General features: G+C 65.0%; 16 protein-coding genes. 4 read left to right on the top strand and 12 right to left on the bottom strand.

Annotated elements, in window-relative coordinates; all coding sequences use genetic code 11:
- Positions 1-7 precede the first annotated feature (7 nt).
- From ccoG to ccoN (QN085_RS17825), 9 genes are all read right to left on the bottom strand, one after another.
- Complete coding sequence (ccoG, locus tag QN085_RS17865) at positions 8-1,423, bottom strand: cytochrome c oxidase accessory protein CcoG (RefSeq protein WP_015271140.1); 1,416 nt, start codon at positions 1,421-1,423, stop codon at positions 8-10.
- Between the two features lie 321 nt (positions 1,424-1,744).
- Positions 1,745-2,725, bottom strand: coding sequence for a cytochrome-c oxidase, cbb3-type subunit III (gene ccoP, locus QN085_RS17860; RefSeq protein WP_038410021.1), 981 nt, complete (start codon positions 2,723-2,725; stop codon positions 1,745-1,747).
- Positions 2,722-2,919 carry a CcoQ/FixQ family Cbb3-type cytochrome c oxidase assembly chaperone gene (locus tag QN085_RS17855; protein WP_015271138.1) on the bottom strand — a complete coding sequence of 66 codons (198 nt, stop codon included), beginning with the start codon at positions 2,917-2,919 and terminating at the stop codon, positions 2,722-2,724. Before QN085_RS17855 ends, ccoP (QN085_RS17860) begins: the two co-directional genes overlap by 4 nt.
- A gap of 5 nt (positions 2,920-2,924) precedes the next feature.
- Positions 2,925-3,533: a cytochrome-c oxidase, cbb3-type subunit II gene (gene ccoO / locus QN085_RS17850; RefSeq protein WP_013973496.1), complete on the bottom strand. Its 609-nt coding sequence runs from the start codon at positions 3,531-3,533 to the stop codon at positions 2,925-2,927.
- Positions 3,533-4,975 (bottom strand): cytochrome-c oxidase, cbb3-type subunit I, encoded by a 1,443-nt coding sequence (ccoN, locus tag QN085_RS17845; RefSeq protein WP_015271137.1) that lies wholly within the window; start codon positions 4,973-4,975, stop codon positions 3,533-3,535. The genes ccoO (QN085_RS17850) and ccoN (QN085_RS17845) overlap by 1 nt, the downstream gene beginning before the upstream one ends.
- 443 nt (positions 4,976-5,418) lie before the next feature.
- Positions 5,419-6,360, bottom strand: a complete 942-nt coding sequence (ccoP, locus tag QN085_RS17840) for a cytochrome-c oxidase, cbb3-type subunit III (RefSeq protein ID WP_041505751.1) — start codon at positions 6,358-6,360, stop codon at positions 5,419-5,421.
- On the bottom strand, positions 6,357-6,551 hold the full coding sequence (locus tag QN085_RS17835) for a cbb3-type cytochrome oxidase subunit 3 (protein WP_023661030.1): 195 nt from the start codon (positions 6,549-6,551) through the stop codon (positions 6,357-6,359). The genes ccoP (QN085_RS17840) and QN085_RS17835 overlap by 4 nt, the downstream gene beginning before the upstream one ends.
- 5 nt (positions 6,552-6,556) lie before the next feature.
- Entirely contained in the window at positions 6,557-7,165 is a 609-nt protein-coding gene (gene ccoO, locus QN085_RS17830) for a cytochrome-c oxidase, cbb3-type subunit II (RefSeq protein ID WP_013973492.1), read from the bottom strand.
- A gap of 13 nt (positions 7,166-7,178) precedes the next feature.
- The gene (gene ccoN / locus QN085_RS17825; RefSeq protein WP_013973491.1) at positions 7,179-8,603 is read right to left on the bottom strand and encodes a cytochrome-c oxidase, cbb3-type subunit I; all 1,425 of its coding nucleotides are present in this window, start codon (positions 8,601-8,603) and stop codon (positions 7,179-7,181) included.
- Positions 8,604-8,653: 50 nt separating this feature from the next.
- Here ccoN (QN085_RS17825) and QN085_RS17820 point away from each other — a divergent pair, with 50 nt between their 5' ends.
- On the top strand, positions 8,654-9,346 hold the full coding sequence (locus QN085_RS17820; protein ID WP_031324423.1) for an alpha/beta family hydrolase: 693 nt from the start codon (positions 8,654-8,656) through the stop codon (positions 9,344-9,346).
- A gap of 113 nt (positions 9,347-9,459) precedes the next feature.
- Here the strand turns inward: QN085_RS17820 and ppnP are convergent, their stop codons facing one another.
- Together ppnP and QN085_RS17810 are read right to left on the bottom strand one after the other, a co-directional pair.
- The gene (gene ppnP / locus QN085_RS17815) at positions 9,460-9,744 is read right to left on the bottom strand and encodes a pyrimidine/purine nucleoside phosphorylase (RefSeq protein ID WP_013973489.1); all 285 of its coding nucleotides are present in this window, start codon (positions 9,742-9,744) and stop codon (positions 9,460-9,462) included.
- A 74-nt stretch (positions 9,745-9,818) separates the two neighbouring features.
- Entirely contained in the window at positions 9,819-10,370 is a 552-nt protein-coding gene (locus tag QN085_RS17810) for a 3'-5' exonuclease (RefSeq protein ID WP_003259919.1), read from the bottom strand.
- A gap of 172 nt (positions 10,371-10,542) precedes the next feature.
- On the opposite strand from QN085_RS17810, the gene QN085_RS17805 reads away from it, so the two are divergent.
- Positions 10,543-11,343: a substrate-binding periplasmic protein gene (locus QN085_RS17805; protein WP_023661032.1), complete on the top strand. Its 801-nt coding sequence runs from the start codon at positions 10,543-10,545 to the stop codon at positions 11,341-11,343.
- A 63-nt stretch (positions 11,344-11,406) separates the two neighbouring features.
- Positions 11,407-12,420: a GNAT family N-acetyltransferase gene (locus QN085_RS17800; protein ID WP_023661033.1), complete on the top strand. Its 1,014-nt coding sequence runs from the start codon at positions 11,407-11,409 to the stop codon at positions 12,418-12,420.
- Between the two features lie 119 nt (positions 12,421-12,539).
- On the opposite strand, the gene QN085_RS17795 is transcribed toward QN085_RS17800, so the two are convergent.
- Positions 12,540-13,070, bottom strand: a complete 531-nt coding sequence (locus QN085_RS17795; RefSeq protein ID WP_015271130.1) for an RNA polymerase factor sigma-70 — start codon at positions 13,068-13,070, stop codon at positions 12,540-12,542.
- A 342-nt stretch (positions 13,071-13,412) separates the two neighbouring features.
- On the opposite strand from QN085_RS17795, the gene QN085_RS17790 reads away from it, so the two are divergent.
- The gene (locus tag QN085_RS17790) at positions 13,413-26,366 is read left to right on the top strand and encodes a non-ribosomal peptide synthetase (RefSeq protein ID WP_196184028.1); all 12,954 of its coding nucleotides are present in this window, start codon (positions 13,413-13,415) and stop codon (positions 26,364-26,366) included.
- Positions 26,367-26,466 lie beyond the last annotated feature (100 nt).

The following is a 26,466-nucleotide window of genomic DNA, read 5'->3' as shown; positions in this document are numbered from 1 at the left end:
ATCTCTCTTAGCGGATCTGTGGGCCGATGAAGCGGCTCTTGGCTTCAACCTGGGCGTCGCTGTCATCGGCGCTCTTGAGGATGAAGGTAATTTCGTTGGTGGTCGATGGCAGTTTCTCGGGCGCGATCGACAGCTGCACCGGCAGGCTGACGATATCACCAGCGTCCACGCGGATCTCGCGCTGGCCTTCAAGCTTCAGGTCCGGCAGGCCGGTGGCGTCCAGCACGTAGACGTGGTCACGCTGGTCCTTGTTCATCACCTTCAGGCTATACACGTTCTCGATCCGGCCCTGGGCGTTCTCGCGGTACAGCACGCGGTCCTTGCTGACGTCGAAACCGACCAGCGAACGGGTGGCGAAGGCGGTGGCTAGGCCGACCATCATCACCAGCAGTACCACGGCATAGCCGATCAGGCGCGGGCGCAGCATGTGGGTCTTCTGCCCGGACAGGTTGTGCTCGGTGGTGTAGCTGATCAGCCCCCTTGGGTAATTCATCTTGTCCATGATGTTGTCACAGGCATCGATGCACGCGGCGCAGCCGATGCACTCGATCTGCAGGCCGTCACGGATATCGATGCCGGTGGGGCAGACCTGCACGCACATGGTGCAGTCGATGCAGTCGCCCAGGCCCGCGGCCTTGTAGTCCAGGTCCTTTTTGCGCGGGCCGCGGGTTTCGCCACGACGCGGGTCGTAGGAAACGATCAGCGTGTCTTTGTCGAACATCACGCTCTGGAAGCGCGCGTAGGGGCACATGTACACACACACCTGCTCGCGCAGCCAGCCGGCGTTGCCGTAGGTGGCGAGGGTGAAGAAGCCGACCCAGAAGTAGGCCCAGCCGTCGGCCTGGCCGGTAAAGAATTCGATGGCCAGTTCACGGATCGGCGAGAAATAGCCGACGAAGGTCATGCCGGTGACGAAACCGATCAGCAGCCACAGGCTGTGCTTGGCGAACTTGCGCAGGAACTTGTTGCCGCTCATGGGGGCTTTGTCGAGCTTCATGCGCTGGTTGCGGTCGCCCTCGGTGACCTTCTCGCACCACATGAAAATCCATGTCCACACGCTTTGCGGGCAGGTGTAGCCGCACCATACCCGGCCGGCGAACACGGTGATGAAGAACAGGCCGAAGGCGGCCACGATGAGAATGCCCGAGAGCAATATGAAGTCTTGCGGCCAGATGGTGGCGCCGAAGATGTAGAACTTGCGTTCGGGCAGGTTCCACCACACGGCCTGGTGGCCGCCCCAGTTCAACCACACCGTGCCGAAGTACAGCAGGAACAGCACAGCCCCGCCGACCATGCGCAGGCGTCGGAACAGGCCGGTGAAAGCGCGGGTGTAGATCTTTTCCCGGGAGGCGTAGAGGTCGACGGAATCCTTCCCTTTGTTGGCAGGCGGGGTGACGTCATGTACCGGAATTTGCTTGCTCATCATCAAGTCCCACGGCAGTGGAGAAGTGCCGCAGCCAGTGCATGCCGGCCGCAGTCTCGCGCAATCTGCTAGCGCTCTGCGGCCCATGATACGCCGCTGATGGCAGTATGGGGCTGCACTGCGACCTTTAGTCGCGTTGGGTTCGTGGTATGAATCGTGTTATGGCAGGTGTCAATTGATCCAGGTCATGGGGCCTGCAACAAATGTGTTTTCAGTACCGGCCTCTTCGCGGGTGAACCCGCTCCCACAGGGATCGCACAGATCCTGACGCGAGCGCAGTACCTGTGGGAGCGGGTTTACCCGCGAAGAGGCCTGGCCTGCTTACTCGGCTTTGGCCGGTGCCTGGTCCTGGTGCGACAGGCTGTACACATAAGCCGCCAGCAAGTGCACCTTGTCATTCCCTTGCAGCTGCTCCTGGGCCGGCATCTGCCCCTGGCGACCGTAGCGGATGGTCTGTTGCAACTGGGCAAAGCTCGAGCCGTAGATGAACGCCTGCGGATGGGTCAGGTTCGGCGCGCCCATGGCTGGCGTGCCCTTGCCCTCGGGCCCGTGGCAGGCCACGCAGTTGGCGGCGAAGATCTTCTGACCGTTTTCGGCATCGGCTTTCACGCCCTCTGGCAGCGTGCGGCCATCGAGCTTGCTGACCACGAACGCAGCCACGTCGGCCACGCCCTGCTCGCCGATCACTTCGGCCCAGGCCGGCATCACGCCGTGGCGGCCGCCCATGATGGTTGCCTTGATGGTGTCCGGCTCGCCGCCCCAGCGCCAGTCGTTGTCGGTAAGATTGGGGAAACCATAGGCACCCTTGGCGTCGGAGCCGTGGCATACCGAGCAGTTGGAGGCGAACAGCCGTGCGCCCATCTTCAGGGCCTGCGGGTCCTTGGCCACCTCGGTGATGGGCATGGCGGCGAACTTGGCGAAGATCGGCCCGAAGCGGGCGTCGGCCTTGGCCATTTCCTTTTCCCACTCGTGCACGCCGGTCCAGCCCGGCTGGCCGTTGGAAAACTCGGTCTGCTTGTCGTTATCCAGGTATGAGTAGCCTGGCAGGACGCCTTTCCAGTTGCCCAGGCCCGGGTACAGCACCAGGTAGCCGAGGGCGAAGATGATGGTACCGACGAACAGCCAGAACCACCATTTCGGCAGTGGGTTGTCGTACTCCTCGATGCCATCGAAGGCATGCCCGACAGTTTCGTCGGTGACCTCTTCGCGCTGGCCCTTGCGGGTCGACAGCAGCAGCCAGGTCAACGAGAAGATGGTGCCCAGGGTCAGGACGGTAACGTACAGACTCCAGAAGGTTGTCATTGTTTCTTGCTCCCAGAAGCTTTTGCGTGCTCTTGCTCGACGTGGCGGCAGGCCTCGGGGTCATCCGCGAAGGGCAGTTGGGTCGCTTCGTCGAAGTCCTTCTTGCGCCGTGGGTTGAACACCCACAGCGCCAGGCCCACGAAGGCCACCATCACCACGACGGTGCCCAGGCCGCGAATCATCCCGATATCCATCAGCGTCACCGTTTGCTCTTGATGATGGTGCCAAGACCCTGCAGGTACGCGACGATGGCGTCCATTTCGGTCTTGCCCTTGACCGCGTCGCGGGCCCCGGCGATGTCGGCGTCGGTGTACGGCACGCCGAGGGTGCGCAGCACTTCCATCTTCTTCGCGGTGTCCTTGCCGTCGAGCTTGTGCTCGACCAGCCACGGGTACGACGGCATCTTCGATTCCGGTACCACGTTGCGCGGGTTGTACAGGTGCGCACGGTGCCAGTCATCGGAGTAGCGGCCACCGACCCGCGCCAGGTCCGGCCCGGTACGCTTGGAGCCCCACAGGAACGGGTGGTCCCACACGCTCTCGCCGGCCACCGAGTAGTGGCCGTAGCGCTCGGTTTCGGCACGGAACGGGCGGATCATCTGCGAGTGGCAGCCCACGCAGCCTTCGCGGATGTAGATATCGCGGCCTTCAAGCTCCAGCGCGGTGCGCGGCTTCATGCCTTCCACGGGTTTGTTGGTGACGTCCTGGAAAAACAGCGGGACGATCTGGGTCAGGCCACCGACGCTCACGGCGATGACCATGAAGAAGGCCAGCAGGCCTATGTTCTTCTCGACGGCTTCATGCTTCATCAGTGCGCTCCCACGACGACGATCTTGGCGGCTTCCTCAGCCTGTGCCGGGTTGGCGGCACGTACGGTACGGAACACGTTGTAGGCCATCAGCAGCATGCCGGTGGCGAAGAACGCACCGCCCAGGGCGCGGACGATATAGCCAGGGTGGCTGGCCTGCAGGGCTTCGACGAAGGAGTAGGTGAGGGTGCCGTCGTCGTTGATGGCGCGCCACATCAGGCCCTGGGTGATGCCGTTTACCCACATCGAGGCGATGTACAGCACGGTACCGATGGTGGCCAGCCAGAAGTGCGCGTTGATCAGGCCGACGCTGTGCATCTGCTCGCGGCCATACAGGCGCGGGATCATGTGGTACACGGCGCCGATCGAGATCATCGCCACCCAGCCGAGGGCGCCGGCGTGCACGTGGCCGATGGTCCAGTCGGTGTAGTGCGACAGCGAGTTCACGGTCTTGATGGCCATCATCGGGCCTTCGAAGGTGGACATGCCGTAGAACGCCAGCGACACCACCAGGAAGCGAAGGATCGGGTCGGTGCGCAGTTTGTGCCAGGCACCGGACAGGGTCATCATGCCGTTGATCATGCCGCCCCAGCTTGGCGCCAGCAGGATGATCGACATGACCATGCCCAGCGACTGTGCCCAGTCTGGCAGGGCGGTGTAGTGCAGGTGGTGCGGGCCAGCCCAGATGTACAGGGTGATCAGTGCCCAGAAGTGCACGATAGACAGGCGATACGAGTAGATCGGGCGTTCGGCCTGCTTGGGTACGAAGTAGTACATCATCCCCAGGAAGCCGGTGGTGAGGAAGAAGCCCACGGCGTTGTGGCCGTACCACCACTGGATCATCGCGTCGGTGGCGCCGGAGTAGGCCGAGTACGACTTGAACAGGCTTACCGGCAGCGAGATGTGGTTGACGATGTGCAGCATCGCGGTAACCACGATGAAGGCGCCGTAGAACCAGTTGCCGACATAGATATGCTTGGTCTTGCGCTTGACGATGGTGCCGAAGAACACCAACCCGTAGGTGACCCAGACGATGGCCAGCAGGATCGCCAGCGGCCACTCGAGCTCGGCGTACTCCTTGGTGGTGGTGTAGCCCATCGGCAGGGTGATCAGCGCCCCGACGATCACCGCCTGCCAACCCCAGAAGGTGAAGGCGGCCATGCTGTCGGAGATCAGCCGGGTCTGGCAGGTGCGCTGCACCACGTAGTAGCTGGTGCCGAACAGCGCACAGCCCCCGAAGGCGAAGATCACCAGGTTGGTGTGCAGCGGGCGCAGGCGGCCGAAGCTGGTCCAGGGCAGGTCCAGGTTCAGTTGCGGCCATACCAGCTGCGAGGCGATGAAGACGCCGAGGCCCATGCCAAGGATCCCCCAGACCACCGTCATGATGGCGAACTGGCGGACGACCTTATAGTTATAAGCAGTCGGACTGATTGCTGTGCTCATTGCTAAGGTTCCACGGTTTTGATGTTCTTGTTGGTCGAAAAATCGGCGCCAGTATTGATAACCACCGGGGTTACCGCAACGCAACTTTGGTACGCCGACCCGTGCCCGAGCCCGTTCACTGATGTCCCGCAGCGATCGGGTCTGGACGATTGTACACAAATAAATATTTGTAATGTGTACCGTTTTTCGCCTTTTTCTGATCGATCGGTCAAGCTTTTTATCGGGACGGCGACAGGCTACGCGCCGCGTCTGCTTCGCTCCTTTCGGAGCGAGGCCCACTGAGGCAACAAGCTTAGTTGTGTTCGGAGGGGGTGCAAGGAGGGGTAGAGCGAGGAGAGGGGCTGCTTTGCAGCCCTTCGCGGGCTTGCCCGCTCCCACAGGTTCACCACAATGCTTGAAATCTGTGGTTAACCTGTGGGAACGGGCGAGCCCGCGAATGGGTGTTACTTGGCAGTCAGGTCTGGCGAAGCTTGATCCTGCGACAGGCTATACACATACGCCGCCAGCAGGTGCACCTTGTCGTTGCCCTGGATCTCCGCCTGCGCCGGCATCTGACCCTGGCGACCATAGCGAATGGTCTGCTGCAGCTGGGCAAAGCTCGATCCGTAGATGAACGCCTGCGGGTGAGTCAGGTTTGGTGCGCCCATGGCCGGGGTGCCTTTGCCTTCAGGTCCGTGGCAGGCCACGCAGTTGCCGGCAAAGATCTCCTTGCCCTTGGCGGCGTCAGCCTTGACCCCTTCCGGCAGGCTGCGGCCATCGAGGTTGGTGAGCACGAACGCGGCCACATCCGCCACGCCCTGCTCGCCGATCACTTCGGCCCAGGCCGGCATCACGCCGTGACGACCGTTCATGATCGACGCCTTGATGGTTTCCGCTTCGCCGCCCCAGCGCCAGTCCTTGTCGGTGAGGTTGGGGAAACCATAGGCACCCTTGGCATCCGAGCCATGGCAAACCGAGCAGTTGGAGGCGAACAGGCGGCTGCCCATCTTCAGTGCCTGCGGGTCCTTGGCCACTTCTTCCACGGGCATGGCGGCGTACTTGGCAAAGATCGGGCCGAATCTTGCGTCAGCCTTCTCCATCTCCTTCTGCCATTCGTTGGCGCCAGTCCAGCCATTTTCATAGCCCGGCAGGATGCCCTTCCAGTTGCCCAGGCCCGGGTAGAGGATCAGGTAGCCGACCGAGAACACCAGGGTGCCGACGAACAGCCAGAACCACCACTTGGGCAGCGGGTTGTCGTATTCCTCGATGCCGTCGAAGCTGTGGCCCATGGTCTGGTCGGTGGTGTTGTTGCTCTGGCCCTTGCGGGTGGCGAGCAGCAGCCAGGTCAGGCCAATCAGGCTACCGATGGTCAGTACGCAGATGTACGTACTCCAGAAGGTGGTCATTGCCCGTTACTCCTTTTTGCAGCAGGTTCCTGTCCGGCAGAGGGCAGGCGGTCGTCGACGAAGGGCAGCAGGCGCGCTTCGGCGAAATCACGGTCGCGGCGGCGGTTGAATACCCACAGGGTGAGGCCGATGAAGGCGATCATCACCACCAGGGTGCCCAGGCCGCGGATCATGCCGATGTCCATTCCCATCGCATTCACCTCTTGTTCTTGATCGCGGTGCCTAGCACCTGCAGGTAGGCGACCAGGGCATCCATTTCGGTCTTGCCCTTGACCGCGTCGCGGGCCCCGGCGATGTCATCGTCGGTGTACGGCACGCCCAGGGTGCGCAGGGTGCGCATCTTGGTGTCGGTATGGCTGTTGTCGACCTGCTGGGCGACCAGCCATGGGTACGACGGCATCTTCGACTCCGGTACCACGTTGCGCGGGTTGTACAGGTGCGCACGGTGCCAGTCGTCCGAGTAGCGGCCACCGACGCGGGCCAGGTCCGGCCCGGTACGCTTGGAGCCCCACAGGAACGGATGGTCCCACACGCTTTCACCAGCCACCGAGTAGTGGCCATAGCGCTCGGTTTCGGCGCGGAACGGGCGGATCATCTGCGAGTGGCAGCCCACGCAGCCTTCGCGGATGTAAATATCGCGGCCTTCCAGCTGCAGCGCGGTGTAGGGCTTCATGCCTTCCACCGGCTTGTTGGTGACGTCCTGGAAGAACAACGGGACGATCTGGGTCAGGCCGCCGATGCTGACGGCGAACACCATCAGCAGGGCCAGCAGGCCGACGTTTTTCTCGATGACTTCATGTTTCATCAGGCAGGTCTCCTCAAGCCAGCTGGGCGTTCGCAGGGGCGACATCGAGCGCCGGCGAACGCACGGTGCGCCAGGTGTTCCAGGCCATCAGGAACATGCCGCTGAGGAAGATCGCACCGCCGACGAAGCGCACGATGAAGCCTGGGTGGCTGGCCACCAGGGTTTCCACGAACGAGTAGGTGAGCGTGCCGTCGCTGTTGACCGCGCGCCACATCAGGCCCTGGGCGATGCCGTTGACCCACATCGAGGCGATGTACAGCACGGTGCCGATGGTGGCCAGCCAGAAGTGCGCGTTGATCAGGCCGATGCTGTACATGCGCTCCTTGCCGAACACTTTCGGGATGGTGTGGTACAGCGCGCCGATCGAGATCATCGCCACCCAGCCGAGGGCGCCGGCGTGCACGTGGCCGATGGTCCAGTCGGTGTAGTGGGACAGGGCGTTGACCGTCTTGATGGCCATCATCGGGCCTTCGAAGGTGGACATGCCGTAGAACGCCAGCGACACCACCAGGAAACGCAGGATCGGGTCGCTGCGCAGTTTGTGCCAGGCGCCGGACAGGGTCATCATGCCGTTGATCATGCCGCCCCAGCTTGGTGCCAGCAGGATCAGCGACATCACCATGCCCAGCGACTGCGCCCAGTCGGGCAGGGCGGTGTAGTGCAGGTGGTGCGGGCCGGCCCAGATGTACAGGGTGATCAGCGCCCAGAAGTGCACGATCGACAGGCGATAGGAATACACCGGGCGTTCGGCCTGCTTGGGCACGTAGTAGTACATCATCCCCAGGAAGCCTGCGGTCAGGAAGAAGCCCACGGCGTTGTGGCCATACCACCACTGCACCATGGCATCGGTGGCACCGGCATAGACCGAGTAGGACTTGGTCAGGCTGACCGGCAGTTCCAGGTTGTTGACGACGTGCAGCATCGCCACGGTGAGGATGAAGCCGCCGAAGAACCAGTTACCGACGTAGATGTGCTTGGTGTTGCGCTTCATCAGCGTGCCGAAGAACACGATGGCGTAGCTCACCCAGACGATGGTGATCAGGATGTCGATCGGCCATTCCAGTTCGGCGTATTCCTTGGAGCTGGTGTAGCCCAGCGGCAGGCTGATGGCCGCCAGCAGAATCACCAGTTGCCAGCCCCAGAAGGTGAACGCGGCCAGGCCCGGTGCGAACAGGGTGGTCTGGCAGGTGCGTTGCACCGAATAATAGGAGGTGGCGAACAGCGCGCAGCCGCCGAAGGCGAAGATCACCGCATTGGTATGCAGGGGGCGCAGGCGGCCGAAGCTGGTCCAGGGGAGGTCGAAGTTGAGGGAGGGCCAGGCGAGCTGGGCGGCGATGAAGACGCCGAGCCCCATCCCGACGATTCCCCACACCACCGTCATGATGGCGAATTGGCGGACCACCTTGTAGTTATAGGCGGTACTGCTGGTTGTGTTCATGTATGGGTTCCCATCCACGGTTATTTGGCAGGCTTTACAGCGAGGCAAGCATGATTAATGGGCAAAGTGCCGGTATTGACGGGGATCAATGGGCGAAGGTCGGAAATGTCCCAGGCTTGCGCTGCGATCCCCCGCACGTTCGGGGCAAGGACGGCTACAAGGGCTGCCTGATCCTGGCCCATGGCGCAGGTGCGCCGATGGACAGCGGGTTCATGGACGAAATGGCGCAAAGGCTTGCGGCGCTTGGGGTAGCGGTAGTGCGCTTCGAGTTCCCGTACATGGCCGAGCGCAGGGTTGCCGGCGGCAAGCGGCCGCCGAACCCGCAGAAGGTGTTGCTGGAATGCTGGCGCGAGGTGTACCGGCAGGTGCGACCTTTGGTCGCGGGCAAATTGGCGGTGGGTGGCAAATCCATGGGCGGGCGCATGGCCAGCCTGCTGGCCGATGAACTGGAAGCGGATGCACTGGTGTGCCTGGGCTATCCGTTCTATGCGGTGGGCAAACCGGAAAAGCCACGGGTCGAGCACCTGGCCGAATTGAAGACGCCGACATTGATCGTGCAGGGCGAGCGGGATGCACTGGGTAACCGCGAGGCGGTGGCAGGGTATGCGTTATCGCCGGCGATCGAGGTGAGCTGGCTGGTGGCGGGGGACCATGACTTGAAGCCGCTGAAGGCCTCGGGGTTCAGTCATGAGCAGCACTTGCAGGCGGCGGCTGAGAAGGTTGCGGCATTCCTGTCGCAATAGTGCTGGATTCTTCGCGGGCTTGCCCGCTCCCACAGGTACTGCACAGGCCTGCAAGCTTGTAGTGGACCTGTGGGAGCGGGTTTACCCGCGAAGAGGCCGGACCAGGCTGACGCTTAGTCGCGGTACTCGCACAGGTAAGCGGTATCCACCTTCACCTGCAGCTGGAACTTGCTGTCAGCCGGCACGTTGAACTTGTCGCCCGCATTGAAGGTTTCCCAGTTGTCGCTACCTGGCAGCTTCACGGTCAGCGCACCCGAAACCACGTGCATGATTTCGCGCTTGGCAGTGCCGAATTCGTATTCGCCCGGGGCCATCACACCGACAGTGGCCGGGCCTTCTTCGCCAGCGAATGCGATCGACTTGACGGTGCCGTTGAAGTACTCGTTGACCTGGAACATGGGCGACTCCTGAAAAGGGGGGATGAAAAACGGCTGGCCAGTATGCCCAAGCCCACCGGCCCCGTCATCTGCTTTCAGGTAGCGTCTGCCGGCAGGCTCAACGGCAGCAGCCGCGCGGTATTGCGCGCATCTTCCAGGGCCCGGTGCTGCTGCCCGCAAAAGTGCATGCCGGCCAGCTGCAGTGCACCGTTCAGCCCAGCGGGGCGCTGCAGGTGGCGGGCCTTGGCGAAGCGTTGCTTGAGGTTGATGTGCGGCAGGGTCCGCAGCAGGCTGTCCAGCCCATGCTGCTGCCACTCCTGGTGCAACTGCTGGCGGTCGTAGTCGCCCCAGCTGACCCAGGCCTGAAGCTGCCCGCGGTGGTGCCCGAGCCAGCGCTCGAAGCTTGCCCATACCTCGCGGAACGACGCGGCACTGTCCACGCTGGCCTGGCTGATGTGGGTCAGCTCACGGCAGAACGGGGTCAGCTGCGGCCGTCGCCGAGGCTTCACGAAGCGCTGGAAGTGGTCGACCTCGCGGCCATCGCGGGTAACCAGGCTTGCGCCGATTTCAATGACTTCCATCTCTGTGACCGGCCACCCACCATCGTCGGTGGTGGCTTCCAGGTCGATCACCAACCAGTGGCCCATACCAGGCTCCCTTGCAGATCCTGCTAGAGCGTAGCGAAACTCCGGGCATCCGGCATCCCCTGGCAGTTTGCCCGCAGCTTTGGCGCAAAGTGCCACTAACCGGCAGTTGTGTCCGGCCCGGAAAACGCCTAGCTTAGGCGGACCCCGGCATGAACCGTGATGAGTGTCCGTCTTGACTCCAGCGACCGGCCTGAAGGCCCTGTCTTCCCTGATGCTGCTAGCCGTGTTCTGGCTGGCGGCGCCGGCATGGGCTGCCGATGCCGTCGAGGTAAAGATTGGCGCTGCGCATTTCCCTCCGTACACGGTACGCCCGGAGCAGGGCGCCGACAGCGGTTTGCTGCGGCAGTTGGTCGACGCGCTCAATCGCGCGCAGCAGCGCTACCACTTCGTCGTGGTGCCCACCTCCATCCAGCGGCGTTTTGGTGACCTCCAGCAAGGCCGCACCGACATGGCCATTTTCGAGAACCCGGCATGGGGCTGGCAGCATATTGCCCACCAGAGCGTGGACATGGGCCTGGAAGATGCCGAGGTGTTCGTCGCCCGCAAGGCCAATGGCCGTGACCCGCATTACTTCGACGACCTGCGCGGCAAGCGCCTGGCGCTGTTCAACGGCTACCACTATGCGTTCGCCGGCTTCAACTCCGACCCCGACTACCTGCGCAACGCCTACAACGCGACTCTGACGTATTCCCATGACAGCAACCTGTTAATGGTGCAGGCCGGCCGCGCCGACATCGCCTTGGTCACGCGTTCCTACCTCAGCGATTTCCTGGCGCGCAACCCGGCCAGTCGGGAGCAGTTGATGCCCTCGCAGCGCATTGACCAGGTCTATCATCACTACGCCTTGCTACGCCCGGGGGCACCCATCGGTGAACAATCGTTCGCGGCGCTGCTGCGTGCCCTGCGCGACAGTGGTGAGCTGGCGCGTATCTTCGAGCCATACCGCATCACGGTGGCGGCCCCGCGCGACTAAATTCCCGTGATGCGGCAACGTTCTCAGCAGTGAGCCTTTTCTTCATTGCCGCGAGTCAAGCCCATGCCGTTCGATGCCGCATCACAGCCCCAGTCAGCGCCACGCTGGCGCAGCCTCAGTGCCGAGGAGGGTGACAGCTGGCTGAGCCTCTCCCTCGAAGGCCGCGCGTTGATCCAGTTGCGCCTGGAGATGGGTGCTTCTCTGCATGTCCACCTCGAGCGGCTGTGCCCCGAGCGCCCCTATGTGGCCTTGTGGGCCGCCTGTTATTGGCTGCTGGCCCGCGATGCGGCCTGCCAGCGTCTTGCCTGGCACCTGCCCGAGCCGTTGCCTCAGGCATTGACCAGTGGCCTGCTGCTGGCCGGCGAGCAGCCTGGCCAATACCTGTGCGAGCGGGCGCTGTTCTGGCAGCTGCCACAGCCGTGGCTGGGCGAGTCGACCAGCGTCGCCTACCCACAGCAGATGCAGATCAGCAACGGCAAGCGCCACCCACGCCGCGCGCCCAAGCCTCGTGGCGAGGTGTACCGGCGCTTCGATACGCGCCTGGGCAGTTGGGTATCGCTGCGTACCTTGGAGATCGAGCATGACCTGGAGCGCTTCAACCGCTGGCAGAACAACCCGCGGGTGGAGGCGTTCTGGCAGGAGGGTGGCACCCTTGCGCAGCATCGCGAATACCTGGGCAAGCTCGAGGCCGACCCGCATGCCCTGACGCTGATCGGTTGCTTCGATGACCAGCCGTTTGCCTACTTCGAGGCGTACTGGGCCAAGGAAGACCGCATTGCGCCGTTCTACCCGGCCGATGACTACGACCGTGGCATCCACATGCTGGTGGGGGAGGAGAGCCACCGCGGGCCGCACAAGGTGGCCAGCTGGCTATCGGCGCTGGTGCACTACCTGTTCCTGGATGACCCACGCACCCAGCGGGTGGTGGCCGAGCCGCGTGCCGACAACGGCAAGATGATCGGCTACATGCACGACCAGTGCTTCCATTGCGACAAGGAGTTCGACTTCCCGCACAAGCGTGCGGCGTTGATGATTCTGGGGCGGGAGCGGTTCTTCGATAAGTGTAAATTGGCTTGAGTGCCAGGGGGCCGCTGTGCGGCCCTGTGGGAGCGGGTTTACCCGCGAAGAATGCGACATGGTGCATGGCACCGTCGCGGGTAAACCCGCTCCCACACGCCCTCAGCAACCTTGAAGGTTCAGGCCTGCCGACTGGCCGTCTTGCGGCAATGCACCAGCGCATCGCGGATCATGAAGTTGACCAGCGTCGGCGACACTCCCAGCTCCTTGGCAATGTCCTTCTGCGGCACGCCATGCAGGCGGTACATCTCGAAGGCATAGCGGGTGCGCTGGGGCAGTTCGTTCAGCGCCTCGGCAATGTCATCCAGCGCGGCAAGGTTGATGTGGGTGGCTTCGGGGGAGGCGTTTTGCACGACCACGTTCAGGCCTTCCTCCTCGCTGCCGGAGTATTTCAGCTCCATGGCCTGCTTGCGGTAGTGGTCGATGGCCAGGTTGCGCACGATCTGGAACAGGTAGCTCAGCTGCGCCTTGAACGACGATGTGATCTGCGGGGCCGCGCTGAGCCGGAAAAAGGCGTCCTGCACCACATCTTCGGCGCGCGATCGGCAGCCGGTGATGCGGGCAGCGATCTTGACCAGAATGCTGCGGTTGTCGACGAAGGCCTGCAGTAATGGTGAATCGCACTTACTTGTGGATAGTTGTTCCGCCATGGAAATCACCTTGTCACAGAGGGGAAAGGACGCACCCAAATTTGGGAAGCTTCCTACGACGGGCGACAAGCTATTCAGAATGATAATGATTGTCAAATGCGAAATGTAATTGGTTTCATGTGATTTCAGTTCTAAAGCGCAGAGATGGCTGGGTGCATGTCAGGCGCAACATTTCTCAAGGCAAACACCTGGCAACCCTCACGTGCCCCCAAAGCCTCACCACCGCTAATTTCTCCCCCCGCCCATCCGTCCCCTGTGTACACCTCAGGCCGCCACATGCCGCTGCGCCCACGTTCGCGCAGCAGCCGGCCCGACCCAACCAGACACTGGCAGGAACACCCCATGACGGACGCCTTCGAACTCCCGCTCTCGCTGGTCCAGGCCCTGGCGCAGCGCGCCGTGCAGACCCCGGACAAAGTCGCCTTGCGCTTTCTGGCCGACGCTCCCGGCGAGCAGGCCGTGCTCAGCTACCGGGACCTCGACCAGCGCGCACGCACCATCGCTGCTGCCTTGCAAAGCCGGGCCGGTTTCGGCGACCGCGCAGTGCTGTTGTTCCCCAGCGGGCCAGACTATGTGGCGGCATTCTTCGGCTGCCTGTATGCCGGTGTGATTGCGGTGCCGGCCTACCCGCCGGAGTCCGCGCGCCAGCACCACCAGCAGCGCTTACTGTCGATCATCGACGACGCCGAGCCGCGCCTGCTGCTGACTGTCGCGGCCCTGCACGACAGCCTGCAGGGCCTGGAAGCCCTGACAGCGGCCAACGCCCCCGAACTGCTGGCGGTGGATGGCCTGGACCCGGCACTGGCTGCAAACTGGCGCGAACCCGCGCTCAAGGGTGATGACATCGCCTTCCTGCAATACACCTCCGGCTCCACGGCACTGCCCAAGGGCGTGCAGGTCAGCCATGGCAACCTGGTGGCCAACGAACAACTGATCCGCCAAGGCTTTGGCATCGACCTCAACCCCGACGACGTGATCGTCAGCTGGCTGCCGCTGTACCACGACATGGGCCTGATCGGCGGCCTGCTGCAGCCGATCTTCAGCGGCGTGCCCTGTGTGCTGATGTCGCCGGGCTACTTCCTGGCCCGGCCGCTGCGCTGGTTGCAGGCCATCAGCGAGTACGGCGGCACCATCAGCGGCGGCCCCGACTTCGCCTACCGGTTGTGCAGCGAGCGGGTCAGCGAGGCCTCCCTGGCCGGGCTCGACCTCAGCCGCTGGCGGGTGGCCTATTCTGGCTCCGAGCCGATCCGCCAGGACAGCCTGGCGGCCTTTGCCGACAAGTTCCAGGCCTGCGGCTTCGACCCGCAGAGCTTCTTCGCCAGCTACGGCCTGGCCGAGGCGACCCTGTTCGTCAGCGGCAGCCGCCGTGGCCAGGGCATCGCCGCGCTGGAGCTGGACGCCGAAGCCTTCGCCGCCAACCGTGCGGAGCCAGGCAAGGGCAGTGTGCTGATGAGCTGTGGCTACCCGCAGCCCGGGCATGCCGTGCGCATTGTCGAACCACAACGCCTGCAAGTACTAGGCGACAACCAGGTGGGCGAGATCTGGGCCGCCGGCCCGAGCATCGCCCTGGGCTACTGGCGCAACCCCGAGGCCAGCGCCCGCACCTTCGTCGAGATGGGCGGCCAGACCTGGCTGCGTACCGGCGACCTGGGCTTCATGCGCGAAGGGGAAGTGTTCGTCACCGGTCGCCTGAAGGACATGCTGATCGTGCGCGGGCAGAACCTGTACCCGCAGGACCTGGAAAAGACCCTCGAGCGCGAAGTGGAGGTGCTGCGCAAAGGCCGGGTGGCAGTGTTCGCCGTCGAGCAGCAAGGCGAGGAGGGTATTGGCGTGGCGGTGGAAATCAGCCGCAACGTGCAGAAGGCGATCAAGCCCCAGGAGCTGATCAAGACCCTGCGCCAGGTGGTTGCCGACGCCTGCCGCCAGGCCCCGGCCGTGGTCCTGCTGCTGAACCCGGGGGCGCTACCCAAGACCTCCAGCGGCAAGCTGCAGCGTTCGGCCTGCCGCCTGCGCATGGACGATGGCAGCCTGGACTGCTATGCCCGCTTCCCTGAGGTGGGCGAGCCCGTTGCTTCAGTGGGCGAAGGCGATGAACTGCAGGCACGCATCGCCGGTGTGTGGCGCGACATCCTCAAGGTCGAGGCGGTGGCGGCGGACGACCACTTCCTGCTGCTGGGCGGCAACTCCATCGCCGCCACCCACGCCACCGCACGCCTGGCCGATGAACTGGGCATCGAGCTGGGCCTGCGCACCCTGTTCGAAGCGCCGATACTGGCTGATTACGCCAAGGCCGTGGCCGCGATCATCGCCGAAGGCGGTGACCGGGTCGGTGCCATCGCTACACTGGAACGCACCCAGGCGCTGCCCCAGTCGCTGGCGCAAAACCGCCTGTGGTTGCTGTGGCAGTTGGACCCGCAGTCGGCGGCCTACAACATTCCGGCCGGCCTGCAGTTGCGCGGTGAGCTGGACGAAAACGCCCTGGAAACAGCCTTCCAGGCGCTGGTGGCGCGCCATGAATCGCTGCGCACCCTGTTTGCCGAAGAGAACGGCCAGGCCCTGCAGCGCATCCAGGCGCAGCAGCCGTTCGACCTTCGCCGCCTGGACCTCGAAGGCCAGGCCGCCGAACAGGTCGCCGCCCAACGTGAAACCGAAGCTCGCCAGCCGTTTGACCTGACCCGGGGGCCGTTGCTGCGGGTGACCCTGGCGCGCCTGGACGATGAACACCATCAACTGTGGGTGACCCTGCACCATATCGTCGCCGACGGCTGGTCGCTGAACATCCTGCTCGACGAATTCGCCAAACTGTACGCCGCCCATTGTCAGGGCCTTGAGGCCAACCTGGCACCGCTGACCCTGGGTTATGCCGACTACGGCACCTGGCAGCGACAGTGGCTGGCCGCAGGCGAAGCCGAGCGTCAGCTGCAGTACTGGCAGGCGCGTCTGGGGGATGATCTGCCGGTGCTCGACCTGTGCACCGACCACCCGCGCACCAGCCAGCGCGGCCACCGCGCCGCCCGCTTCAACCTCAAGGTACCGGCCAGGCTCACCGAAGCGCTCAAGGGCCTGGCCCGCGAACAGCAGGCCAGCCTGTTCATGGTACTGCTGGCCGGCTGGCAGGCGCTGTTGCACCGCTACAGTGGCCAGGCCGATATTCGTGTCGGCGTGCCCAACGCCAACCGCCCGCGCCTGGAAACCCAAGGCATGGTCGGCTTCTTCATCAACACCCAGGTGCTGCGTGCGCAGCTCGACGGCCGCCTGCCGTTCGAACAGTTGCTGGCCCAGGTGCGCCAGACCACCCTGGATGCCCAGGCCAACCAGGACCTGCCGTTCGAGCAACTGCTCGAAGCCCTGCCCGAGGCTCGCGAGCAAGGCCTGTTCCAGGTCATGTTCAACCACCAGCAACGTGACCTGTCTGCGCTGCGCCGCCTGCCGGGCCTGCTGGCTGAAGAGCTGCCGTGGCACAGTCGCGAAGCCAAGTTCGACTTGCAGCTGCACAGTGAAGAAGACCATCAGGGCCGCCTGAGCCTGGCCTTCGACTATGCCGCCGAATTGTTCGATGCCAGTACCGTCAAGCGCCTGGCCCAGCACCTGTTGGCCCTGCTCGAGCAGGTGTGTGCCGGGCCGCAGCGGGCGCTGGGCGAGGTGCAACTGCTCGACGAGTCTGGCCGCGCGCAACTGCTGAGCTGGGGCGAGGCACCCGCTGCGGCGCCGCAGCGCCTGCTGGTCGAGCAGCTCAATGAACAGGCACGCCTGACCCCTCAGCGCACCGCCCTGGTGTGGGACGGTGGCAGCCTGGATTACGCCGAGTTGCACCAGCAAGCCAACCGTCTGGCCCACTACCTGCGTGACAAAGGCGTGGGCCCAGACACTTGCGTGGCCATTGCCATCGAGCGTTCGCCGCAGCTGCTGGTGGGCCTGCTGGCCATTCTCAAGGCCGGTGGTGCCTATGTGCCGCTGGACGTCGATTACCCGGCCGAGCGCCTGGCCTACATGCTCGCCGACTGCAACGCTGGCCTGTTGCTGAGCCACAGCAGCCTGCTGGGCAAGCTGCCACAGGTTGATGGCGTCAGCGCCATCGCACTCGACCAGCTGCACCTGGACAGCTGGCCAAGCCATGCCCCCGGGTTGCATCTGCATGGCGACAACCTGGCCTATGTGATCTACACCTCCGGCTCTACCGGCCAGCCCAAGGGCGTGGGCAATACCCACGCGGCACTGGCCGAGCGCCTGCAATGGATGCAGGCCAGCTATGTGCTGGACGACAGCGACGTGCTGATGCAGAAGGCGCCGATCAGCTTCGACGTTTCGGTGTGGGAATGCTTCTGGCCACTGGTGACCGGTTGCAAGCTGGTGCTCGCCGGCCCTGGCGAGCACCGCGACCCGCAGCGCATCGCCGCGTTGGTGCAGGCCCATGGCGTGACCACGCTGCACTTCGTGCCGCCGCTGTTGCAGGTGTTCGTCCAGGAGCCGCAGGCGGGTGCCTGCGGCAGCCTGCGCCGGCTGTTCTCCGGTGGCGAAGCGCTGTCCGCGGCACTGCGTGACCGCGTGCTGCAGGTGCTGCCACAGGTGCAGTTGCACAACCGCTATGGCCCGACCGAAACCGCCATCAACGTCACCCATTGGCACTGCCAGTCCACCGATGGCGAACGCTCGCCGATCGGCCGCCCGCTGGGCAATGTGCTGTGCCGTGTGCTGGATGACGAGCTGGAACTGACCGCCCCCGGTGTGCCCGGCGAGCTGTACCTCGGCGGTGCAGGCTTGGCCCGTGGCTACCTGGGCCGCCCGGGCCTCACCGCCGAGCGCTTCGTGCCCCAGGCTGACGGCAATGGCGAGCGCCTGTACCGCAGTGGCGACCGCGCCCGCTGGCAGGTGCAGACCGAGGCGCTGGAATACCTTGGCCGCCTAGACCAGCAGGTCAAGGTGCGTGGCTTCCGTGTCGAACCCGAGGAAGTCCAGGCCTGCCTGCTGGCGCAGCCGGGGGTCGAACAGGCGCTGGTGCTGATTCACAAGGATGCCGTAGGTGCGCAACTGGTCGGCTACTACAGTGGCAGCGCTCAGCCTGATGCATTGCTGACGGTGCTGGCTGAACAACTACCGGCCTACATGGTGCCGGCACAACTCATCCCGCTGGCGCAGATGCCACTGGGCCCCAGCGGCAAGGTCGACCGCAAGGCATTGCCCGCCCCGGTGTGGCAGCAGCGGCAACACGTCGAGCCGCAAACCGAGTTGCAGCAGCAGGTCGCCGCCATCTGGCGCGAGGTGCTGAACCTGCCGCGCATCGGCTTGCAGGATGACTTCTTCGCCCTCGGCGGCCATTCGCTGCTGGCCACTCAAATTGTCTCGCGCACGCGTCAGGCCTGCGATGTCGAACTGCCGCTCAAGGCCCTGTTCGACGCCAGCGAGCTGGGCGCCTTCTGTGCCGAGATCACGCGTATTCGTGCTGCCGGTGAGCGCAACCTGCAAGGCGCAATCACCCGCGTCGACCGCCGCCAGGCGGTGCCGCTGTCGTACTCGCAGCAGCGCATGTGGTTCCTCTGGCAAATGGAGCCGGGCAGCCCGGCGTACAACGTCGGCGGCATGGCGCGCTTGCGCGGCACCCTGCATGTGGATGCTTTCGAGCGAGCGTTGCAGGCGCTGGTGGTGCGCCACGAAACCCTGCGCACCACCTTCCCCAGCATCGATGGCGTGCCGTATCAGTGCGTGGCCGACGACAGCAGCCTGCACCTCGACTGGCAAGACTTCAGCGCCTTGCCCGCCGATCTCCGCCAACAACGCCTGCAGCAACTGGCCGACGACCATGCGCACCAGCCGTTCGACCTGGAGCGCGGCCCGCTGCTGCGTGCCTGCCTTGTCAAAGCCGAAGAGCGCGAGCATTTCTTCGTGCTGACCCTGCACCATATCGTCACCGAGGGCTGGGCCATGGACATCTTCGCCCGCGAACTGGGCGAGCTGTACGAGGCCTTCGTCGATGACCGCGAATCGCCGCTGGCGCCGCTGCCAGTGCAGTACCTGGACTACAGCGTGTGGCAACGGCAATGGCTGGAAAGCGGCGAGGGCGCCCGCCAGCTGGCCTACTGGCAGGCCCGCCTGGGCGATGAGCACCCAGTGCTGGCGTTGCCTGCCGACCGCCCGCGCCCGGCAGTGCAGAGCCACCGTGGCGAGCTGTACCGCTTCGAGCTCGACCCGGCGCTGGTTGCCCGCGTGCATGCCTTCAACAGCCAGCGCGGCCTGACCCTGTTCATGACCATGACTGCCACCCTGGCCGCCTTGCTGCACCGCTATAGCGGCCAGCGTGACCTGCGCATTGGCGCGCCGGTGGCCAACCGCATCCGCCCGGAAAGCGAAGGGCTGATTGGCGCGTTCCTCAACACCCAGGTGCTGCGTTGCGAGCTGGACGGCCAGATGAGCGCCGCGCAGTTGCTGGAGCAGGTACGCCAGGTTGCTATCGAAGGCCAGTCGCACCAGGACCTGCCGTTCGACCAGCTGGTGGAAGCCCTGCAGCCACCGCGCAGCAGCGCCTACAACCCGCTGTACCAGGTGATGTGCAACGTTCAGCGCTGGGCCTTCCAGCAAAGCCGCCAGCTTGCCGGCATGCAGGTGGATTACCTGGTCAACGACGCCAGCGCCACCAAGTTCGACCTGTACCTGGAGGTGACAGACCTCGACGGCCGCCTGGGTTGCTGTCTGACCTATAGCCGTGACCTGTTCGACGAACCACGCATCGCACGCATGGCCGAGCACTGGCAGCAATTGCTGGTGGGCCTGCTCGACAACCCGCAACAGCGCCTGTGCGAGCTGCCGATGCTGAGCAGCGCCGAGCAGCAGTTGCTGGCTGGCCAGTTGCAGGGCGAGCAGGGTCTCGCTCTCGACCAGACCGTGCATGGCCTGTTCGCCGCCCAGGCTGCGCGTACGCCACACGCTGGCGCGTTGACCTTCGCCGGCCGGCACATGACCTATGCCGAACTCGACCAGCAGACCAACCGCCTGGCCCGCGCCCTGCGCGAGCGTGGCGTCGGCCCGCAGGTGCGTGTGGGCCTGGCGCTGGAGCGTTCGCTGGAAATGGTCGTCGGCCTGCTGGCCATCCTCAAGGCCGGTGGCGCCTATGTGCCGCTCGACCCCGAATACCCGCTCGACCGCCTGCGCTACATGATTGAAGACAGCCGCATCGGCCTGCTGCTCAGCCAGCGCGCGCTGCTGCAAACCCTCGGGCAGTTGCCCGAAGGCGTGGCGCACTGGAGCCTGGAGGACGACAGCGCCAGCCTGTCGGCCTACAGCGATGCGCCGCTGGACAACCTCAACCTGCCGCAGCACCAGGCCTACCTGATCTACACCTCCGGTTCCACCGGCAAGCCCAAGGGCGTGGTAGTCAGCCACGGCGAGTTCGCCATGCATTGCCAGGCGGTGATCGAGGCGTTCGGCATGCGCAGCGATGACTGCGAGCTGCACTTCTATTCGATCAATTTCGACGCCGCCAGCGAACGCCTGTGGGTGCCGCTGCTGTGTGGCGCCCGCGTGGTGCTGCGCGCCCAGGGGCAGTGGGGCGCCGAAGACATCTGCCAGCTGGTGCGCGAGCAGCAGGTGAGCATTCTTGGCTTCACGCCAAGCTACGGCAGCCAGTTGGCGCAGTACCTGGCCGGGCAGGGCGAGCAGTTGCCAGTGCGCCTGGTCATTACCGGTGGTGAGGCGCTGACCGGCGAACACTTGCAGCGCATCCGCCAAGCCTTTGCGCCGCAGCAGTTCTTCAACGCCTACGGGCCGACCGAAACCGTGGTCATGCCGCTGGCCTGCCTGGCACCACAGACACTGCCGGCGGAGCTGGGCAGCGTACCGATCGGCCGCGTCATCGGTAGCCGCACGGCCTACATCCTCGACGAAGACCTTGCCCTGTTGCCGCAAGGCGGTATTGGCGAGCTGTATGTCGGCGGTGCCGGCCTGGCCCAGGGTTACCACGACCGCCCGGGCCTAAGCGCCGAGCGCTTCGTCGCCGACCCGTTCGGCAGCGAAGGCGGGCGCCTGTATCGCACCGGTGACCTGGTGCGCCTGGGCAGCGATGGCCTGGTCGAGTACGTCGGCCGCGCCGACCAGCAGGTGAAGATTCGCGGTTTCCGTATCGAGCTGGGCGAAATCGAAAGCCGCCTGCAGGCGCATGCCGATATCGACGAAGCTGTGGTGCTGGCCCTCGACCTACCGGGCGGCAAGCAACTGGTAGGTTACCTGGTGTGCAGGCAGGCCGCTGCCGACAGCGAGGCCCAGGGCCTGCTGCGCGACGCGGTGAAAGCCGATGCCCGCAAGCACTTGCCGGACTACATGGTGCCGGCGCACCTGGTGCTGCTCGACAGCCTGCCGCTGATGGGCAACGGCAAGCTCGACCGCCGTGCGCTGCCGCTGCCGGACCTGGAACAGGCACGCCAGCAGTACCAGGCGCCTGGCAACGAGGTGGAAGCGCAACTGGCGCAGATCTGGCGCGACGTGCTCAACGTTGCCCGGGTCGGCGTGCAGGACAACTTCTTCGAACTGGGCGGCGACTCGATCCTGTCGATCCAGGTGGTCAGCCGTGCTCGTCAGGCCGGCTTGCAGTTCACCCCGCGCGACCTGTTCCAGCATCAGACCATCCAGACCCTGGCCGCCATTGTTCAGCGCAGCGAAGCCGCCAGCAGCATCGAACAGGGCCTGCGCCAGGGCCAGGCCGGCCTCACGCCGATCCAGCACTGGTTCTTCGACAGTGAAGTGCCACAGCCGCAGCACTGGAACCAGGCTGTTCTGCTGGAGGCACGCAAGCCGCTGGATGAGGGGGTACTGAAGCGAGCCTTGGCCGACCTGGTGCAGCACCACGACAGCCTGTGCCTGCGCTTTGGCCAGGCCCAGGGCCGCTGGCAGGCCGAATATGCTTCGCCTGCCAGCGGGCAGTTACTGTGGACAGCCACGGTCGCCGACTTCGCCGATTGCCAACCGCTGTACACCGACCTGCAACGCAGCCTCAACCTGGAACAGGGCCCACTGTTGCGCGCCTTGCTGGTAAATGACGGCCAGGGCGGCCAGCGCCTGTTGCTGGCTATCCATCACTTGGTGGTCGATGGCGTGTCGTGGCGCGTGCTGCTGGAAGACCTGCAGGCGCTGTACCGTGGCCAGCCGCTGCCGGCCAAGACCCACGCCATGGGCGACTGGGCCGCACGCCTGGCCAGCTATGCTGGCAGCGATTCGCTGCGCGACGAGCTGGGCTGGTGGCAAGGCCAGTTGGGTGGTGTGCGCCGTGAACTGCCATGTGATCACCCGCAGGGCGGCAACCTGCACCGCCACGCCCGTACCCTGGCCATCGGCCTGGATGTGGCGCAGACCCGGCAGTTGCTGCAGCAGGCCCCGGCGGCCTATCACACCCAGGTCAACGACCTGCTGCTGACCGCGCTGGCGCGTGCCCTGTGCCGCTGGAGCGGCGATGAAGAAGTGCTGGTACAGCTTGAGGGCCATGGCCGTGACGGGCTGTTCGAAGACATGGACCTGACCCGCAGCGTCGGCTGGTTCACCAACGCCTACCCGCTGAGCCTGCGCCCGCTGCCAGGCGAGGACGATGCGGCGCGGGCAGGCTCGATCAAGCGCATCAAGGAGCAGCTGCGCCAGGTGCCGCACAAAGGGCTGGGTTACGGCGTGCTGCGCTACCTGGCCGATACGGCAGTGCGTGAGCAGATGGCGGCCCTGCCGCAGGCACGCATCACCTTCAACTACCTGGGCCAGTTCGACCAGCAGTTCGACAGCACAGCCCTGTTCCAGCCGCTGGACGCCCCGGCCGGCCTGGCCCACGACCTCGATGCACCGCTGCCCAACTGGCTGAGTGTCGATGGCCAGGTGTATGGCGGTGCCCTGCAACTGCGCTGGACCTTCAGTGCCGAACGCTACGACGAGCGGACCATCGCCTGCCTGGCCGAGGCCTATCGTCAGGAGCTGCTGGCGCTGGTCGAGCATTGCCTGGCTGATGGCAACGGCAGTTTCACGCCATCGGACTTCCCGCTGGCGCACCTGACCCAGGCGCAGATCGACGCGCTGCCGGTACCGGCCGCGCAGATCGAGGACGTTTACCCGCTGACGCCGATGCAGGAGGGCATGCTGTTGCACACCCTGCTGGAGCCGGGTACTGGCCTTTACTACATGCAGGACCGCTACCGCATCAACAGCGCGCTCGACCCCGAACGCTTCGCCCAGGCGTGGCAGGCGGTGGTGGCACGCCACGAGGCGCTACGCGCATCGTTCAGCTGGAACACCGGCGAGGCGATGCTGCAGATCATCCACAAACCGGGCAACATGCCGGTGGACTATCAGGACTGGCGTGGCCTCGACGACGACGTCCAGGAGCAGTGCCTGCAGGCCCTGCACAAGCAGGAACGCGAGGCTGGTTTCGCCCTGCTCAGCGAGGCGCCGTTCCACCTGCGCCTGGTGCGTGTGGCCGACGAGCGCTACTGGTTCATGATGAGCAACCACCACATCCTCATCGATGCCTGGTGCCGTTCGCTGTTGATGAACGATTTCTTCGAGATCTACCAGGCCCTCGGCGAGGGGCGCCAGGCCCGCTTGCCGGTGCCACCGCGCTACCGCGACTACATCGGCTGGCTGCAACGCCAGGGCCTGGACGACGCGCGAGCCTGGTGGCAGGCCAACCTGGCCGGCTTCGAACGCGCCACCACGATCCCCAGCGACCGCCCGCTGCGCCACGACCATGCCGGTAGCGGCATGATCGTCGGCGACTGTTACACCCGCCTGGCGTTGAGCGACGGCGTGCGCTTGCGCGAACTGGCCCAGGCCCACCAGCTCACCGTCAACACCTTCGCCCAGGCGGCCTGGGCACTGGTGCTGGCGCGCTACAGTGGCGACCGCGACGTGGCCTTTGGCGTGACCGTGGCCGGGCGCCCGGTGAGCATGCCGCAGATGCAGCGTACCGTCGGCCTGTTCATCAACAGCGTCGCCCTGCGCGTGCAATTGCCGGTAGCGGGTGAGCGCTGCAGTGTGCGCCAGTGGTTGCAAGGCCTGCTGGAGCGCAACATGGAACTGCGCGAATATGAATACCTGCCGCTGGTGGCGATCCAGGAATGCAGCGAACTGCCCAAGGGCCAGCCGCTGTTCGACAGCCTGTTCGTGTTCGAGAACGCGCCGGTGGAAACTGCCGTGCTCGACCACGCCCAGCACCTGAATGCCAGCTCCGACTCGGGCCGTACCCACACCAACTTCCCGCTGACAGCGGTGTGCTACCCGGGCGATGACCTTGGCCTGCACCTGTCGTTCGACCAGCGCTATTTCGACTACCCGACCGTCGAGCGCCTGCTGGCCGAGTTCAAGCGCCTGCTGCTGGCGCTGGTGCAAGGCTTTGAAGGGGAGATGAGCGCACTGCCGTTGCTGGGTGCGGAAGAGCAGCGCTTCCTGCTGGAAGACTGCAACCGCACCGCGCGCGCCTATCCGTTGGAACAGAGTTACATCGCGCAGTTCGAGGCGCAGGTGGCCGCGCATCCGCAACGTACCGTGGCCCGCTGCCTGGACGCGTCCTACGACTACGCCGGCTTGAACCTGGCGGCCAACCGTCTGGGCCATGCCTTGATCGCGGCGGGTGTGAGCGTGGACCAGCCGGTGGCACTGCTGGCCGCGCGTGGGCTACCGCTGCTGGGCATGATCGTCGGCAGCTTCAAGGCCGGCGCCGGCTACCTGCCACTGGACCCGGGCCTGCCGGCGGCGCGCCTGCAAAGCATCATCCAGCTCAGCCGTACACCCGTGCTGGTGTGCAGCGCGGCCTGTGCCGGGCAAGGGCGGCAGTTGCTGGACCAGCTTGCGTTGGCAGCACGGCCTCAGCTGCTGGTCTGGGAAGACATCCAGGCCAGCCCGGTGGCCAGCCACAACCCCGGCATTCACAGCGGGCCGGATAACCTCGCCTATGTGATCTACACCTCAGGCTCCACCGGCCTGCCGAAGGGGGTGATGGTCGAGCAGCGCGGCATGCTCAACAACCAGCTGAGCAAGGTGCCTTACCTGGCGCTCGGCGAGCACGACGTGATCGCCCAGACGGCCTCGCAGAGCTTCGACATTTCGGTGTGGCAGTTCCTTGCCGCACCGCTGTTCGGCGCCAGGGTGGAGATCGTGCCGAACGCCATCGCCCATGACCCGCAGGGCCTGTTGGCGCATGTGCAGGCCACCGGCATCAGCGTGCTGGAGAGCGTGCCGTCGCTGATCCAGGGCATGCTGGCCAACGGCCATCAGGCCCTCGAAGGCCTGCGCTGGATGCTGCCGACCGGCGAAGCCATGCCACCGGAGCTGGCGGCGCAGTGGTTGCAGCGCTACCCGCAGATCGGCCTGGTCAACGCCTACGGCCCGGCGGAGTGCTCCGATGACGTGGCGTTCTTCCGCGTCGATGCAGCCTCGACCCGTGGCAGCTACCTGCCGATCGGCACGCCGACCGACAATAACCGCCTGTATCTGTACGGCGAGGACCAGACGCTGGTACCACTGGGTGCGACAGGTGAGTTGTGCGTGGCCGGCACCGGCGTGGGCCGTGGCTATGTCGGCGACCCGGTGCGCACGGCGCTGGCGTTCATTCCCCATCCTCATGGTGCGCCGGGCGAACGCCTGTATCGCACTGGCGACCTGGCGCGGCAGCGCCCGGACGGGGTGCTGGAGTATGTCGGGCGCATCGACCATCAGGTGAAGATTCGCGGCTACCGCATCGAACTGGGCGAAATCGAAGCCCGCCTGCACGAACAGCCGGAGATCCGCGACGCTGCCGTTGGCGTGCAGGAGGGCGTCAATGGCAAGCACCTGGTGGGTTACCTGGTGGCGCATCAGGGCGTTGCAGCCGACGCTGCGTTGCTGGAACAGCTCAAGCTGCGCCTGCGTGCCGAGTTGCCGGAGTACATGGTGCCACTGCACTGGGGCTGGTTCGACAGCCTGCCGCACAACGCCAACGGCAAGCTCGACCGCAAGGCCTTGCCGGCCATCGACATCGGTGGCCAGCACAGCCAGGCCTACCAGGCGCCGCGCAATGAGCTGGAAGAGGTACTGGCCGGTATCTGGGCGGATGTGCTCAAGGCCGACCGGGTCGGGGTGCACGACAACTTCTTCGAGCTGGGCGGGCATTCGCTGCTGGCCACGCAGATCGCCTCGCGGGTGCAGAAGCAGCTGCAACTGAACGTGCCGCTGCGGGCGATGTTCGAGTGCAGCACGGTGGAGGAGCTGGCGGTGTATGTGCAGGGGCTGCAGGGCAGTGTGCTGGATGACGACAAGGTCGACCGGCTCAGTGACCTGATGGCCGAGCTGGAGGGGTTGTGACCTGAGCAGGTGAGGCCTGCACCGCCCCTGGATTGGTGCACAAAAGTTGAAATTGCTGGGGCCGCTATGCGGCCCTTTCGCGACACAAGGCCGCTCCTAC

Origin of the sequence: Pseudomonas sp. M2(2023), assembly GCF_030263955.1 — a bacterium.
Classification (GTDB): Bacteria; Pseudomonadota; Gammaproteobacteria; order Pseudomonadales; family Pseudomonadaceae; genus Aquipseudomonas; species Aquipseudomonas asiatica.
Note: the sequence above shows the minus strand (reverse complement) of the source record. Positions and strands in the feature narration are given on the sequence as shown.

Bases quoted from the DNA above. Each gene is read 5' to 3' on its own strand.
- ccoP (WP_041505751.1), bottom strand. From the start codon at position 6,360: ATGACCACCTTCTGGAGTACGTACATCTGCGTACTGACCATCGGTAGC.
- ccoO (WP_013973496.1), bottom strand. From the start codon at position 3,533: ATGAAGCATGAAGCCGTCGAGAAGAACATAGGCCTGCTGGCCTTCTTC.
- QN085_RS17820 (WP_031324423.1), top strand. From the start codon at position 8,654: ATGATTAATGGGCAAAGTGCCGGTATTGACGGGGATCAATGGGCGAAG.
- QN085_RS17800 (WP_023661033.1), top strand. From the start codon at position 11,407: ATGCCGTTCGATGCCGCATCACAGCCCCAGTCAGCGCCACGCTGGCGC.
- ccoP (WP_038410021.1), bottom strand. From the start codon at position 2,725: ATGACAACCTTCTGGAGTCTGTACGTTACCGTCCTGACCCTGGGCACC.
- QN085_RS17790 (WP_196184028.1), top strand. From the start codon at position 13,413: ATGACGGACGCCTTCGAACTCCCGCTCTCGCTGGTCCAGGCCCTGGCG.
- QN085_RS17855 (WP_015271138.1), bottom strand. From the start codon at position 2,919: ATGGATATCGGGATGATTCGCGGCCTGGGCACCGTCGTGGTGATGGTG.
- ccoN (WP_013973491.1), bottom strand. From the start codon at position 8,603: ATGAACACAACCAGCAGTACCGCCTATAACTACAAGGTGGTCCGCCAA.
- ppnP (WP_013973489.1), bottom strand. From the start codon at position 9,744: ATGTTCCAGGTCAACGAGTACTTCAACGGCACCGTCAAGTCGATCGCA.
- QN085_RS17810 (WP_003259919.1), bottom strand. From the start codon at position 10,370: ATGGGCCACTGGTTGGTGATCGACCTGGAAGCCACCACCGACGATGGT.
- QN085_RS17795 (WP_015271130.1), bottom strand. From the start codon at position 13,070: ATGGCGGAACAACTATCCACAAGTAAGTGCGATTCACCATTACTGCAG.
- QN085_RS17835 (WP_023661030.1), bottom strand. From the start codon at position 6,551: ATGGGAATGGACATCGGCATGATCCGCGGCCTGGGCACCCTGGTGGTG.
- ccoG (WP_015271140.1), bottom strand. From the start codon at position 1,423: ATGAGCAAGCAAATTCCGGTACATGACGTCACCCCGCCTGCCAACAAA.
- ccoN (WP_015271137.1), bottom strand. From the start codon at position 4,975: ATGAGCACAGCAATCAGTCCGACTGCTTATAACTATAAGGTCGTCCGC.
- ccoO (WP_013973492.1), bottom strand. From the start codon at position 7,165: ATGAAACATGAAGTCATCGAGAAAAACGTCGGCCTGCTGGCCCTGCTG.